Below are 14,692 nucleotides of genomic sequence, written 5' to 3'. Positions count from 1 at the left end.
CCAGGGAATTATTCTGCCAGGAAGAAGTTTTCCAGATATAAAAAAGTACAATTAATTAATCAGATGGCAGCAAATATATGTTTATGGATTTACATTCATGATGATAATCACCGTGAATAACATCTCGGGAGCAAAATAATAAAAAATGGCGAGCCCTTTTTTTCAAAGTGTCGTGCTATTTCCCGCCGCATCTCGTTCAAAAATTTTATTTTTAATCAGCCGGTCAATCAGCCAGCTTAATGCACGGCCTGGCTGTTTCTTGCGCGACCATAGCAGGTCCACGCCGACAACCCAATCGGTATGCGGGTATTCCTGCTGGCGCAATTCCGTCAGCACACCTTGTTCCAGCTCTCGCTGCACAAAAATGCGGGGCAGGGAAGCCCAGCCCAGCCCGGCAAGCGCGGCATCAATCATCGCGTTGTAGCTCTCCACCCGCCAGGTCATCGGGCTGCCGAGATATTCCGTGGTGGAGATGGTTTTCTGCTGCTCACCGAAGGTGATATGTCGCCAGCGATGGAGATCGGCAAATGACACCGGCAGACGTTGTGCTAACGGGTGTTGTGAGCTGACCACATGCACCATGATCAGTTTGCCTAACTGCGCGAACTCAATGGCATCGCTGTCAACCGGGCGAGACATGGAGATACCGACATCCACTTCATTTCTTCTTACCATTGCCTCCACGTCACCCTGAAAGGGTTCACGCACATGGATATCCACTTCCGGGAAATGCATAGCAAATTCGTATAGTACGGCGGCGACGGTGGTGTAGGGGACTTCAATCGCCAGGCTAACGTGTGCCTCGGTTTGGATATTGAAGGCACTGACCCGCTGCTCCAGCGCGTTGCATTGCTCCAGAATGGTTTTGACATATTCCCGCAGAGTCTGGCCTTGCGGGGTAAGGCTGATTTGGCGTGGGGTGCGCACAAACAGGTTGAGGTTAAATTCGTCCTCAAGGTTGCTCATCGCCATATTCACCGAGGATTGTGAACGCTTCATCAACCGTGCGGCAGCAGAAAATGATCCTGAGCGGGCAACCTGCTCAAAGGTCATAAGTTGATCCAATGAATACTTCACCTGACACCCCACCTTTCAGTTTTATTGAAAGCAGCTAATTATTGGTTGCCATTTTTAATTACATATAGTTGGGCGGTCAATCATTCAATGGTTCATTTTCAGGGGGCTGTATGGAAAGCGTGTTAAACAGCGGGCAGGCGGAAAATCCGCTCACCGTCCGACGTATTCTGTCGCTGGGATTCCAGCATGTGTTGGTGATGTATGCCGGCACCGTAACGGTTCCGCTGATTCTGGCATCAGCGCTGAAACTCTCAGCCAGTGAAACTATCGTGCTGATCAATGCCTGTTTACTGACCTCGGGATTAGCCACTCTTTTACAGTCGTGGGGAATAGGGCGTTTTGGGGCGCGTTTGCCGTTGATTCAGGGCTGCTCTTTCGTGGTGCTGGGGCCGATGTTAATGGTCGGGCATGAGTTTGGTCTGACCTCAGTATTTGGTGCGGCGATTGCCTGCGGGTTATTTACCCTGCTGGTGGCCCCGATTTTCAGCCAACTGGTGCGCTTTTTTCCGCCGGTGGTGATTGGCTGTGTGATTACGTTAATCGGTATCTCGCTGATGCCCGCTGCCGCTATCTGGCTGGGTGGTGGCAACCCGGATGCGCCTGATTTTGCCAGCGTAGATAAACTGCTGTTGGGGGCCGGAACCTTAATCATCACGCTGATTTTCTACTGCGCGACCCGTGGCGTGTTGCGTAACTTCAGTATTCTTTTCGGCTTGTTTTGTGGTTCGGCACTGGCATACCTGGCAGGAATGACAGATTTCTCTGCGGTCACCACTGCCGGTTGGGTGGGTTTTAGCCTGCCATTTGCCTTTGGCATGCCGGAGTTTCATATCGCACCCATTGTGGTGATGTGTCTCTCGATGCTGATTGTGATGACCGAAACCACCGGCAACGTGTTGTTGATCGACAAACTGATCGGCCAGCCCACCACCTCCCGCCGCCTGGCGGATGCCATTCGGGCCGATGGACTCTCCACCATGCTCGGCGGCTGCCTGAACAGCTTTCCGTACAATGCATTTTCGCAGAATGCCGGTTTGATAATGTTGACGAAAGTGACCAGTCGACTGGTGCTGATTGCTGCGGGGGCGATTCTGGTGGGCTTAGGCGTGTTCCCGAAATTAGGCGCGATCATTGCCGCCATTCCCAGCCCGGTGTTGGGTGGCGTCGGTATTCTGATGTTTGGTATGACCATCAGCGCGGGTATTCAGGAGCTGAAAAATACCGATTTCAATAATGAAAAGAACATCCTGATCATCTCTGTCTCGGTTGCCGTGGGGATTGTTCCGATGGCCTTTCCGGCAATTTTCCATGTCCTGCCGCCCTCCTTAAAACTGATTTTTGACAGCGGCATCTTCCTGGGCGGTTTCACCGCCGTGGTATTGAACGCCATCCTGAATGGTTATGGAGCACGCACATGATTAATGACCAGGATATCCACTTTCTGCGTTTATCAAATGAGGTCGGCAGACGCGCTATCGCATTAGGCAAACATCCGTTTGGCGCAGTGCTGGTGGCACCGGACAATCAAACCGTTTTGCTGACGCAATGCAATATCGACACGGTGAACCATGCGGAATCGACCCTGGCGCGCATCGCCGCCAGCAACTTCCCGGCGGAATATTTGTGGCAATGTACGCTTTATACCGCCGTTGAACCCTGCTGCATGTGCGCCGGAACCATTTACTGGGCCAATATCGGTCGGGTGGTATTTGGCATGAGTGAAACGCGCTTACTGGCATGCACCGGCAGCCATGAGGAAAACCCAACCATGAGTCTGTCGGCAGCAGCGGTTTTTGCGCATGGGCAGAAACCTATCCGTTTAATCGGCCCGGTGGCTGCGTTGGATGAGGAAACCTTTGCGCTGCAACAGTCGTTCTGGCAGAAACGTTAAGTAAACCGTAGCGGCGCGATTTATCGCGCTCTTTTGACCTTTACGATGGGGAAAAACGCGCGATAAATCGCGCCGCTACGCCAACGTCGTTGATCCCCATCAAACTTCTGAATATCCAATCATTACTCTCAGGCTAACGATCTGCTCCGCTGCTTGATTGATGGAACCGCGCCCTGACGCCAGACTGAATCCAGTTGAAGCAATCATTGAGATTCGCGAATTCAGGAGGTTAGTCATGTCATCAGGACAGCATTCGCCGCGCGTCTGGAATACGCGGCGCATCGAAAAACAGCGGAGACTGGCAGAAGTGAAGGTGGCAGGGAAAGTGCTACCGAGCGATCAAATGGCAGAGATGCTTGAACGGTTGATCTCCTCGGGTGACCGGGTGGTGCTGGAAGGCAACAACCAGAAACAAGCCGATTTTCTCTCGCGCATGTTGGCGCAGGTCAATCCCGCCAAAGTTAATAATCTGCATATGATCATGCCGAGCGTCGGGCGCAGCGAGCACCTCGATATCTTCGAAAAAGGCATCGCCCGTAAACTCGATTTCTCCTTCGCCGGTACGCAGAGCCTGCGTATTTCGCAGCTGCTGGAGGATAACATCCTCGAAATCGGTGCTATTCATACCTATATCGAGTTGTATTCGCGCCTGTATGTCGATCTGGCACCGAACGTGGCGCTGATCGCCGGTTACAAAGCCGACCGAAAAGGCAACCTGTACACCGGGCCGAGTACCGAAGACACCCCGGCGCTGGTGGAAGCGGCTGCCTTCCATGATGGCATCGTGATCGCCCAGGTCAATGAACTGGTGGATGACGAGTGCGATCTGCCGCGTGTCGATATTCCCGGCTCCTGGATTGATTTTGTGGTGGTGGCGGATAAACCGTTCTTTATTGAACCGCTGTTTACCCGCGACCCGCGCCTGATTAAACAGGAACATATCCTGATGGCGATGCTCGCCATCAAAGGCATCTACGCCGAACATCAGGTGCAATCACTTAACCACGGTATCGGTTTTAACACCGCGGCGATTGAATTGCTGCTGCCGACTTACGGTGAGCAACTCGGCCTGAAAGGCAAAATCTGCAAGCACTGGACCCTTAACCCGCATCCGACCCTGATCCCGGCCATCGAAAGTGGCTGGGTGGAGAGTGTGCACTGCTTCGGTGGTGAACTGGGGATGGAAGAGTACATCCGCGCGCGTCCCGATATTTTCTTTACCGGTGCCGACGGTTCAATGCGTTCAAACCGCGCGATGTGTCAACTTGCCGGTCAATACGCGGTGGACATGTTCATCGGTTCGACCTTGCAGGTTGACGGCCTCGGTAACTCCTCCACCGTCACCCGTGGTCGTCTGGCGGGCTTTGGTGGCGCGCCAAATATGGGCCACGACCCCCACGGACGCCGTCATGCCACACCCGCCTGGCTGGCAATGATCAACGAGCCAGATCCGTTGCAACGTGGGCGCAAGCTGGTGGTACAGATGGTGGAAACCTTCCAGGCGGGCGTCAAACCGACCTTTGTGGAAACCCTCGATGCCGTTGAGGTGGCGAAAAGCGCCGGTATGCCGTTGGCCCCGGTGATGATCTACGGCGACGACGTGACCCACGTTCTGACCGAAGAAGGTATTGCCTACCTCTATCGGGCGACCAGCCTGGAAGAACGTCGGGCGATGGTGGCTGCGGTGGCGGGTATCACCGATATCGGTCTGGGTGTGGATGCTAAACGCGTGGCTGAATTACGTCGCAGCGGCAAAGTGGTGTTCCCGGAAGATATCGGCATTCGTCGTTCAGATGCCACCCGTTCACTGCTGGCTGCCGGTAGCGTCGCTGACCTGGTCGAGTGGTCAGACGGCCTCTACAACCCGCCCGCTAAATTCCGGAGCTGGTAATGAAACGACTCTCACCCACACCGGTTGAACATCATCTGCATCAACTGGCGCAGATGGCGACCGCGTGTCTGATCGAAGAAGTGAACCTCACGCCCAAACCTGGGCTGGTGGATCGCCGTGGCAGTGGGGCGCATCACGACCTCACGCTGGCGCTGATGGAGCGCTCTGCGCGTAGCCTGACGCCTACCTTCTATGCACTGGCACAACAAAGCTGGCAACGACCGGCGGATATTGCGCTGCGGGAAACCATCGGACAACTGGGACGTGAAGGTGAGAGGCAAATGATGGCCGCCACTGCCGGGGTTAACACCCATCGTGGTGCTATCTGGGCGCTTGGCTTGCTGGTCAGCGCTGGCGCGATGCTGGCGGGGACTGGCGACAGCCACCGCGTCTGTGAGGTTGCCGCCCAGCTTGCCCGTTTGCCGGATCGCGCGGCCCCGAAAACCTTCAGCAAAGGGTTACGGGTGGTACATCGTTTTCGTGTACCGGGTGCGCGTGAAGAGGCGCAGCAAGGTTTTCCCCATATTACCCGGCTGGCGCTGCCGCAACTCCATGCCAGTCGCCGTGCCGGAGCCGATGAAACGGCAGCACGCATTGATGCGCTGATGGCCATCCTGACCTCGCTAACCGACACCTGCGTACTGCACCGGGCAGGTTTACCGGCGCTGCGTGCCATGCAGGAGGGTGCGCGCCAGGTACTGACGGCCGGGGGCTATGCCGGGGCGGCAGGGCGCAAGGCGCTGGAAAAATTGGATAACGCGATGTTGAGGTTCAATGCCTCGCCGGGTGGGGCCGCCGATTTACTGGCCGCCACGCTGTTTCTTGACCGCATCACCGGCGCTCAGGCAGCAACATTTAATGATTAAGAGGTAGCTATGGAACACATAACGTTGTCATACCCGTCCGGCCGTACGCTCAGCGGCAAGGCGCTGGCGGGCGTGGTGGGATCGGGGGATATGGAGGTGCTGTTCACGGCGGATGATAGCCACGTTCTGAACATTGCTATCACCACGTCAGTCAATAACAGTCACGCGCGTTGGGAAGCATTGTTCAATCGCCTGGCGCAGCTCACCGACTTGCCTGCGGGCCAACTGGTTATTCATGACTTCGGTGCGACACCGGGTGTGGCGCGTATCCGCATTGAACAGGTGTTTGAGGAGGTCGCTCATGCGTAACGACAGCAGCTTTATTGAGTTACGGGCGCGGCAACGGGCGCTGGCGCTACTGGATGCAGGTAGCGCACGCGAATTGCTCGACCCGTTCGCCGGTGTGATGTCGCCCTGGTTGCCACAGCAGGGCATCGTGCCGCAGGCCGATGACGGCATGGTGGTGATGAAAGGCAGCCGCCACGGCAAACCGACGGTGGTGGTGGCAATCGAAGGCACCTTCCAGGGCGGCAGTATGGGTGAAGTGTCCGGGGCCAAAATGGCCGCCGCGCTGGAGCTGGCGGCGGAGGACAACCGTAACGGTATCCCGACGCAGGCCATTCTTTGTCTGGAAACCGGTGGGGTGCGGCTACAGGAAGCCAACCTCGGTCTGGCGGCGATTGCCGATATTCACGCGGCGATTGTGGATCTGCGCCGTTATACCCCGGTCATCGGCATTGTTGCCGGTACGGTCGGGTGCTTTGGCGGGATGTCGATTGCGGCGGCGTTATGTAGCTATCTGATTGTCACCCGTGAAGCGCGTCTGGGCCTGAATGGTCCACAGGTCATTGAACAGGAAGCCGGGATAGCAGAGTACGACTCCCGCGATCGTCCCTTTATCTGGAGCATGACTGGCGGCGAAATCCGTTATCAAAGCGGGTTGGTTGATGCGCTGGTTGGCGATGGTGTGAATGCGGTGCAAACCGCCGTCGATGCCGCCATCGCTCAGGGCGTTCCGGCGCAGCATCGTAGCGAAAACTACGCCTTTTACCTTGATCGCCTGACGCGTTTCGACACCCAACAGCAGGCCAGTACGGCTGTGATTCATCAGGTCTTTGCCCCGGAGGTGAAAAAATGAGCACAAATAACAGCCGTGGTGAACGCTGGTTTAACCAACTGACCGGCGGTGCAGAGCGGATTCAGGGGTTGTGTCCATCGGTGCTGGCCGCTGACGCCGACGGTGTCCGTTACATTGCGGTCGTCCCGGATGCACATAACCGCTATCCGCGCGCTGCCAAAGGTGAGGTGGGGTTACTGGAAGGATGGACGCTGGCGAAAGTGGTACAGGAAACCCTCGCGGCCGATGCCAACAGCGCCATCAAACGTCCGATTGTGGCGGTGATTGATGTGCCGAGCCAGGCCTATGGTCGTCGTGAAGAGGCGTTTGGTATCCACCAGGCATTGGCGGGTGCGGCAGGGGCGTATGCCCAGGCACGTCTGGCAGGTCACCCGGTGATCGGCTTGATTGTCGGTAAGGCGATGTCCGGGGCGTTTCTGGCGCACGGTTATCAGGCCAATCGCCTGATCGCCTTCAATGACGCGGGCGTACTGGTTCATGCCATGGGTAAAGAATCCGCCGCACGTATTACGCTGCGCACCGTGGAAGCGCTGGAAAAACTGGCGGCCACCGTACCGCCGATGGCTTATGACATCAGCAATTACGCCACTCTGGGTTTGCTGTCCTCGCTGCTGAATATCGCCGACCCCGATGCGCCTGGCGCGTCTGATGTACAACGCGTTCGCGATACCTTAGCGGCGGCGATCGAGGATGCCCGCAAGGATCCACGTCGTGGTTCCGGTGAAGTCGCTGTCAATCGACAGGCTTCGGCTGATGTCCGCGCGCGTATGCGCGCCAGTTGGTAGTTAAACATAAAAAACAATAAACCTGCCGGATAGCGACAGGGCCGGGTGTGTTGGTACACCCGGCTAACTGTAGCGTCTGTTAAATAAACACCATCGCGTCAGTATTCACTCTTCTAATAACAGGTGATTTATGACTTACGTGATTCTTCATGCCCTCGCACCCATTTTTGTCATTATGTTGCTGGGTTTCTGGGCTGGCAAAGCCGGGATGGTCGATAACAAGAACGTCTCGCTACTGAATATTTTTGTTATGGATTTTGCTTTACCCGCCGCGTTGTTCAGCGCCACGGTGCAAACGCCGTGGAGCGGTATCGTGGCGCAGATGCCACTGATTGCCGTGTTGACTCTGGCAATGTGGATTGCCTATGCAGCGCTGTATTTCATCGCCACTGGCGTATTCAAAAAGTCGCCACAGGACGCTGCGGTACTCACGTTGACGGTGGCACTGCCGAACTATGCCGCGCTGGGGCTGCCAATTCTCGGCAGCGTGGTGGGTGAAGGTTCTGCGACATCACTCTCGGTGGCGGTGTCCATCGCCTGTGGTTCGGTGCTGATGACGCCGTTTTGCCTGCTGATCCTCGAACGGGAAAAAGCGCGCGCTGCGGGTGAAACGCAACGCTCCACCCTGGCAATGTTGCCGGTGCTGATGTGGCGTTCGGTGAAAAAACCTATCGTCTGGGGACCGTTGCTTGGGGTGGTACTGTCGGCGTTTGGCGTGAAGATGCCGGATCTGTTGCTGGCCTCGATTAAACCGCTCGGACTGGCGGCCACCGCGGCGGCGTTGTTCCTGACCGGGGTGATCCTCTCGGCGCGCAAACTGAAAATCAACAGCATGGTGATCAGCTCCACCGTGACCAAGTTATTGATTCAACCGGCGCTGGCCTGGGGTATCGTACTGGTGTTTGGTTTACATGGCACCGTGGCGATCACCGCGATTCTGATGATCGCGCTCTCCGCCGGTTTCTTTGGTGTGGTATTCGGTAACCGTTTTGGCGTGCAGTCGCCGGATGCGGAAGCGGTGTTGCTGTTAAGTTCACTGCTGTCGATCCTCTCGCTGCCGCTGTTTATCTCCTTAACCGCAGGAATCTGATGATGAACATCACCGCACGTCCCCATGACTTGCTCTGGCTGCGCCATGATACGGCGCTGCTCGGGGTGACAGACCCCTGGGTAGCTGAGCTGTGGCATTGTCAGCAACCGGTGGTGGTGCGACGTGATGTGATGAAACAGGGATTGATTCCGGTTGGCGTGCGTGGTCAGGCACGCCATCAACGGGCGGCAGGATGGGTGGCCCCGACTGAAGTGGTTCGGGTAGTGTCACCGGAAATGCTGGTGGTGCCGAGGCAGTTAAACCACCATCCAACGGTGCAGGCGTTGGTGGTGCTGCGTCAGCATCACTGGCCGTGGGAGTGGGGCGTGACCGGCAGCACCGGATTTGCGCTGGCTACCGGCCTGCCGGTGCTGCATCAGGACAGCGACCTGGATTTGCTGATCCGCGCGCCCAACCCGTTGCGACCCGCTGATGTGGCCCACTGGCAACAGGTATTGTCGACGCTACCCTGTCGCGCCGACAGCCAAATCGAGACACCGCAGGGCGGTTTTGCCTTAAATGAGTGGCTGCGCAGTGGGCGCGTGCTGCTAAAAACCGCAACCGGACCGCGTTTAACGGACAACCCCTGGGCAGAGGAGACGCCATGAAAACCTTGTTTACATTTCCCGGCCAGGGCGCTCAGCGACCGGGGATGCTCAGTGACCTGCCGCGTGATGACACCTGGCAACAGGCGCAACAGGTATTAGGTGATGAACTGTCGCGGCTGGATAGCCATGAGGCGTTACAGCATACTCGTGCGGTACAACTGGCGCTCCTGATTGCCGGGGTTTCTGCGGCGCGTGGCTTGATGGCGCAGGGTGTACAACCGGATATGGTCTGTGGCTTGTCGATTGGCGCGTATCCGGCGGCGGTGATTGCCGGTGCGCTGGACTTCGCCGATGCGTTACGGTTGGTGGCGCGGCGCGGTGATCTGATGGAAGGCGCCTATCCGCACGGTTATGGCCTTACCGCCATCAACGGCTTGCCGCTGCAACAGGTGGAGCCGCTGGTGGATAACCGGTACAGCTTTATCGCTAACATCAACTCAGAGTCGCAGATCGTGATCGCGGGCAGTGAGGCGGCGATGAAAGCGGTCGGTGATGCGGCGCGGGCGCAAGGCGCAAACTGCGTACGTCGGCTGGCGATCAGCGTGCCATCCCACTGCGCGTTACTGAATGAATCGGCGCGTAAACTGGCGGAACATATGCAGCAGGTACGGCTAACACCGCCACGCTGTGCTTACCTCAGCGGTAACAGCGCCAGGGTGTTGTGGCAACCGGAGCGCATTGCTGATGATCTGGCGATGAATATGGCGCGCCAGGTACGCTGGCATGAGGCGATGGTGGCCGCAGAAGAACGTGAGGTGCGGCTGGTGCTTGAGATGCCGCCAGGTGGGGTGCTGACCGGACTAACGCGCAGTACACAGCCGCAGGGCGAGTGTCTGGCGCTGGAACGCAGCAGCGTGGAACTGGTGCAACATCTCTACGCCCGGGGCTGAGCCTTATCCTGTAAACTCAGCGCGTACATCCGGCCCTCCGCAACTAACGCCAGCAGATTGGGGTCATGTTCGCGATTGCGGGCGAAGACGATGGCGATCTGCTGACGCATCTGATACGGTTCGGCCAGCTTGCGGAACTGCAAATCGTGTTCGTATTGTTTACGCATGCGGCCCGGTACCAGTGAATATCCCATACCGGCCTGCACCAGACTGAGCATCGAAAAGATGTCATTGACGCGGGTGACGATATTGGGTTCAAACCCCGCGACATGGCACGCTTCCTGAAAGCCAGTGAAGGTAGCGAATCCTTCATCGAGCGAGACGAAAGGTTTGTCACTGTACTCACGTAGATCGACATCTTCTGTGGCATCGCGGGGTTCAGCGCCAGGCACCGCCAGATAGATGTCGTCCTGAAACAATCCGACCTGCTCAAACACCTTCTGATTGATTTCCGTTTCCGTCACCGAGATGATGATGGCGTCCAGTTGATTATTTTGCAGCATCCCCGTCAGTACCTGATTCGAACCCATCGTCAGGTTTAACTCCAGCTCCGGTCGGCGCAACTTCATATTCATAATCAGACGCGGCACGGTTTCCAGCGACAGCGAATACAAAGTGCCGATGCGCAGATGCCCCAGCCCGATACCTGCGGTGCGGCGCGTCTCATCCAGCCCCTGACTCAGGGTTTGTAACGCTTCACGGCTGTACTCCAGCAGTGTCCATGCGGCGGGCAGCGCCACCAGATTGCGTCCCTTATGGGTAAACAACGGGCAACGCAGACTCTCTTCCAGCGTATGCAGCGCGCGGTGCACGCTGACGGTGCTGATACCGAGGGTTTCTGCGGTACGCGCCAGATTTTCGCTTTCCATGTAAGTGCAGAAAATGAAAAGTTTGCGTACCGTCAGATCATTGTCGACATTGAGTTTCATGGATAAAGACTTAAAAATGAAGATGATGGTTATCATACACCTTTCATTTTAATCATGCGGCGCTGATGCACCCGTGATTCCGCCAGGGCGGTGATCAGCATGATAAGGGTGGTCAGCCAACCGGCCTGTTCCAGCGTCAGGACCGGCATCAGCGCCACGGCCAGACACAGCGCCAGTGCGCCAAGAATATGGGTAATGGGGATGGCGCCGTACACCACGCGTTTGTAGATGGCGCTACCCACCAGGAAGATGACCGACCCGGCGCTAATCACCGCGCCATGCAGCAGCGTTACATGATGTTCCGGGCCTTCCTGGATGAGGTCATTCCCTACCGCCATCACGATAATGCCACCCACCAAAATGACGTGAATATAGTGAAAACGTGCGCCCATGCGACCGGGATCAGGAGAATGGGTGATGGCTTGCGTTGCCTGCTCGCCGGAGGTGCCAAAGTAAAGCCACCACACCGCCAGCGCTGAAAGAAAAGTAGCGCACATGGCTGATAGCACCGGGAAGGTCCATGCCTCGCTCTCCGCCAGGCTGCCACCGGTGGCCAGCAGGGTTTCCCCTAACGCGACGATGACGAACAGCTGGCAACGCTCGGTGAGATGAGCGCCTTCAATAGTCCAGTCGCGTGTGGCGGATCGTCCCATCCCGGGAAAGGCAAAACCGGTCATTGGCGAGAGATATTCACACAGCACCGCTAAGGCCCAGAGGGCGGTGCGTAAACCGCCGCTGCTCAGTGCTCCGGCACACCAGATCAGCGCTGAGATCACCAGCCATACCCGCATCCGGCGGTAATTCGCTGTCAGGGCATGCTGCGGGCCAAGGATACAGACAATCCATGCGGTACGGCCCACCTGAATGATGATGTAAGCGATAACGAAGAACCACACCCGCTCACCGAATGCTTCTGGTAGCGCGGCGGCCATCACCAGCGCGGCCGCCATCACGCCAAAAAGCAACGCCCGGATCTGTGGCGTATCGGGACTGAACCAGTTGGTTACCCAGCAGGTGTACTGCCAACCAAGCCAGACCGCAAACCACAGAATAAGCGTTTGCAACATCCCACTGGCGCTAAGGTCATGCAGCAGGGTATGGCTGAGTTGCGTTACGGCAAAAACGTAAACCAGATCGAAAAACAGTTCTTCCCAGGTGACGCGGGCATGGTGCCCATCGCGCTGGCGCAATAGCGCATTCAGGCCAATTTTATCAGTCATTAATCAACCTCATTTAACGAAGAGTCGATGGGATGGCCCGCGAAAATAGCCAGCTCCCGGCTAAAAGAATAAAACCAACCATGCAGATAAAAGTTGGTATTCAGGCGATAACTGGAACTAACGCAGCTTAAAAAACAATAATCTACTAATGATTATCTCGCTAATTTTACCCTTGTTAATCTTCACTTCACACACTATAGCTGTTGCCGTAGATTAGCTTTTGGTTTCGGGATGAAACTACCTCTTAAAGGAACTCAGCGGTCGCGTGACGTGGGTAATTAAAACGCCTTTGCTCGCGATGAAAAAAGGACGCCAATAAAATTAATAAGGTGTCAATATGAAAATATTTTTTCTACTCATCACTTTCATACTTTCTGGTTGCTCAGCAGGTCAATACTCCAAATGTTCCGATATGGAGAAAGCATTACATTCTCCCTCGTTAAGGAGTAATGCCAGTGAGTTCGATGCTGCCTACAGTCATTTTCTTGCCAGTTGTAATATACAGGAATACAAAGACGTTCAGGGAGTCACAACGTTTGAACTGGAAAGTATCATCATAGAAAACGCCAGCAGAAGCGGTGATTATGAGAAAGGAATCAAACAATTTAATCAACTGCTCTCGGCTATTCCTCCTTTCGATAAATCAATCGGGGGATCGAACCTGGCCGTCTCGACCTACGGCAATCTTTTTAAACTGTACGATGGTAAGGCGAAGAAAAATAGCCGCCCGGTTGATGTCTACAAAGAGTATGTCAATATTATTGACTCGCGAGGTAATTTCCTGTTTGTGAATGATATGGCGACACTGGATATTCCCGCCTATCAGGCAATGATGAAGAACGGTGATACCAGCGCGAAAACCATCAATGATTATGCGGTATCGTTAAATACCATGCCAGATGCCAAAGCGAACGATTATCGTCCGTTGCTGGATTTTATGGCGAATAACAAAGACTACGCAAAATCATACCAGCAGTTACAACAACAATATACGCTGCTGCAAGCCTCGCAACGTAAAGCGGAGGCGGCTTATCCTTTCGGTGGACAAAGTGATTATAACGATACTCAGGCCAATCGTTATAAGCTGATTGCTGACGTGATGAACGAAAAAGGTTTCACCGGATTAGGTAAGACCTCAGCGGATATCGCAGGCAGATATGTTGCACAGTCACAATATATGGCCGCGCTGGACGCCAGCAATGCGCAAGCGCAAATCGATAACCAACGGATTGAAGCCGAGAATGAGGCTAAAAATCAGCAATTGGTGTCTTCACTGGTCGGCGCGGCGACCGGCATTGCTGTCGCCGCATCAAGCGGTCAGGATGTGATGCAGGCCACGGGTGTGCAACTTAATAACGTGGCGATTGCGACCTCTGATGATCCTGAGCAGATGCAGTCAATACAGACGGCGTTAACCAGTGCTGCCGGAGGTCAAAGTTCCGGGCGTCAATGTACTTTTGCTACCGCATCGAAGTTTAAAAGTTGCTGCAAATCGGGGGGTGGAAAAGTGCGGATCTCACCGGGATCGGATGGCGAGACGAGTTATACCTGCGTGACGGGGCGGTTGCATGAAACCTGCAACTACATTGGGGAGCGCATTGTCGGGCAGTGCGGCATGGAGGATCGGTAACACGCAGTGGCTCGCAGTCAGAGGATGAGCCGCAGGCTTTGCCGCCTGCGGCTAAATAGGTGTATGAACCGTGCGAAGATTAGCGATCTACCGAAAAATCAGGAGGAACGATAAACTCAGGAATATAATCTTCTCGATCCAGCAGGCTGAGGCCATAGTATTCATACACTGGCTCACCTTTGTCGGTATTTCCCAGCCAAATTCGGACCAGTAATCCACCTTCCACTATTTTTTGCTTTCCATCAGGGCCTCATGAGGGAACGGAAATCTCTACGGTTTTATCACCAACTTTTGCACCCAGTGACACTAAAACCATCTTGTCAATTTCTATCACTTCTACATGTTTCTCTTTCGAGATACAACGGAGAGGGGAGGTGCTTAATGTATTTTGATTGAAATCATATAACTCATCGGCTTTATTGATATTTTTTACTACCCATTCATTATAGAATGTGAGTGCGCCGATGGTAATAATGCCTTTCTCATCAACGCTTCCGTTAGCAGAAATAGAATCGGGTTTTTTATAATAATAGATTAGCAGTGAGATCAACGTTCGATTCCAGCTTCTTTAAGCCATCCTGGCGTATATATGTTGGATACTGTCCCTGTGCAATCTCATTAGCAGTTGCTGTTTTTATCGATGTTAATATAAGTGGGAGGGTTGAAAAACAGGGTGA

General features: G+C 55.0%; 15 protein-coding genes. 11 read left to right on the top strand and 4 right to left on the bottom strand.

What is annotated here, in order from left to right; translation table 11 throughout:
* Positions 1–162: 162 nt before the first annotated feature.
* A complete protein-coding gene (locus CTZ24_RS22955) occupies positions 163–1,065 on the bottom strand; it encodes a LysR family transcriptional regulator (protein ID WP_244634062.1) in 903 nt (300 codons plus the stop codon).
* Between the two features lie 122 nt (positions 1,066–1,187).
* On the opposite strand from CTZ24_RS22955, the gene CTZ24_RS22950 reads away from it, so the two are divergent.
* The 10 genes from CTZ24_RS22950 (at position 1,188) to mdcH (ending at position 10,236) form a co-directional block, all read left to right on the top strand.
* On the top strand, positions 1,188–2,495 hold the full coding sequence (locus CTZ24_RS22950) for a nucleobase:cation symporter-2 family protein (protein WP_208725936.1): 1,308 nt from the start codon (positions 1,188–1,190) through the stop codon (positions 2,493–2,495).
* Positions 2,492–2,968 (top strand): nucleoside deaminase, encoded by a 477-nt coding sequence (locus tag CTZ24_RS22945; RefSeq protein WP_208725935.1) that lies wholly within the window; start codon positions 2,492–2,494, stop codon positions 2,966–2,968. Before CTZ24_RS22950 ends, CTZ24_RS22945 begins: the two co-directional genes overlap by 4 nt.
* Positions 2,969–3,203: 235 nt before the next feature.
* Complete coding sequence (mdcA, locus tag CTZ24_RS22940) at positions 3,204–4,859, top strand: malonate decarboxylase subunit alpha (RefSeq protein WP_208725934.1); 1,656 nt, start codon at positions 3,204–3,206, stop codon at positions 4,857–4,859.
* Entirely contained in the window at positions 4,859–5,725 is an 867-nt protein-coding gene (locus CTZ24_RS22935) for a triphosphoribosyl-dephospho-CoA synthase (protein ID WP_208725933.1), read from the top strand. The genes mdcA and CTZ24_RS22935 overlap by 1 nt, the downstream gene beginning before the upstream one ends.
* 9 nt (positions 5,726–5,734) lie before the next feature.
* Complete coding sequence (mdcC, locus tag CTZ24_RS22930; protein WP_208725932.1) at positions 5,735–6,034, top strand: malonate decarboxylase acyl carrier protein; 300 nt, start codon at positions 5,735–5,737, stop codon at positions 6,032–6,034.
* Positions 6,027–6,863: a biotin-independent malonate decarboxylase subunit beta gene (locus CTZ24_RS22925; protein ID WP_208725931.1), complete on the top strand. Its 837-nt coding sequence runs from the start codon at positions 6,027–6,029 to the stop codon at positions 6,861–6,863. Before mdcC ends, CTZ24_RS22925 begins: the two co-directional genes overlap by 8 nt.
* Entirely contained in the window at positions 6,860–7,648 is a 789-nt protein-coding gene (gene mdcE, locus CTZ24_RS22920; RefSeq protein ID WP_208725930.1) for a biotin-independent malonate decarboxylase subunit gamma, read from the top strand. Before CTZ24_RS22925 ends, mdcE begins: the two co-directional genes overlap by 4 nt.
* 130 nt (positions 7,649–7,778) lie before the next feature.
* Positions 7,779–8,738, top strand: a complete 960-nt coding sequence (locus CTZ24_RS22915; protein ID WP_208725929.1) for an AEC family transporter — start codon at positions 7,779–7,781, stop codon at positions 8,736–8,738.
* Between the two features lie 2 nt (positions 8,739–8,740).
* Positions 8,741–9,346: a malonate decarboxylase holo-ACP synthase gene (locus CTZ24_RS22910; protein ID WP_208726623.1), complete on the top strand. Its 606-nt coding sequence runs from the start codon at positions 8,741–8,743 to the stop codon at positions 9,344–9,346.
* The gene (gene mdcH, locus CTZ24_RS22905; RefSeq protein WP_208725928.1) at positions 9,343–10,236 is read left to right on the top strand and encodes a malonate decarboxylase subunit epsilon; all 894 of its coding nucleotides are present in this window, start codon (positions 9,343–9,345) and stop codon (positions 10,234–10,236) included. The genes CTZ24_RS22910 and mdcH overlap by 4 nt, the downstream gene beginning before the upstream one ends.
* Here the strand turns inward: mdcH and CTZ24_RS22900 are convergent.
* On the bottom strand, positions 10,221–11,165 hold the full coding sequence (locus tag CTZ24_RS22900; protein ID WP_208726621.1) for a LysR family transcriptional regulator: 945 nt from the start codon (positions 11,163–11,165) through the stop codon (positions 10,221–10,223). The genes mdcH and CTZ24_RS22900 overlap by 16 nt on opposite strands.
* A gap of 32 nt (positions 11,166–11,197) precedes the next feature.
* Complete coding sequence (locus tag CTZ24_RS22895; RefSeq protein WP_208725927.1) at positions 11,198–12,385, bottom strand: low temperature requirement protein A; 1,188 nt, start codon at positions 12,383–12,385, stop codon at positions 11,198–11,200.
* Positions 12,386–12,722: 337 nt separating this feature from the next.
* Here CTZ24_RS22895 and CTZ24_RS22890 point away from each other — a divergent pair, with 337 nt between their 5' ends.
* The gene (locus tag CTZ24_RS22890; RefSeq protein WP_208725926.1) at positions 12,723–14,015 is read left to right on the top strand and encodes a hypothetical protein; all 1,293 of its coding nucleotides are present in this window, start codon (positions 12,723–12,725) and stop codon (positions 14,013–14,015) included.
* Between the two features lie 250 nt (positions 14,016–14,265).
* On the opposite strand, the gene CTZ24_RS22885 is transcribed toward CTZ24_RS22890, so the two are convergent.
* Positions 14,266–14,565, bottom strand: a complete 300-nt coding sequence (locus CTZ24_RS22885) for a hypothetical protein (protein WP_208725925.1) — start codon at positions 14,563–14,565, stop codon at positions 14,266–14,268.
* Positions 14,566–14,692 lie beyond the last annotated feature (127 nt).

Source organism: Pantoea phytobeneficialis, assembly GCF_009728735.1.
GTDB lineage: Bacteria > Pseudomonadota > Gammaproteobacteria > Enterobacterales > Enterobacteriaceae > Pantoea > Pantoea phytobeneficialis.
Note: the sequence above shows the minus strand (reverse complement) of the source record. Positions and strands in the feature narration are given on the sequence as shown.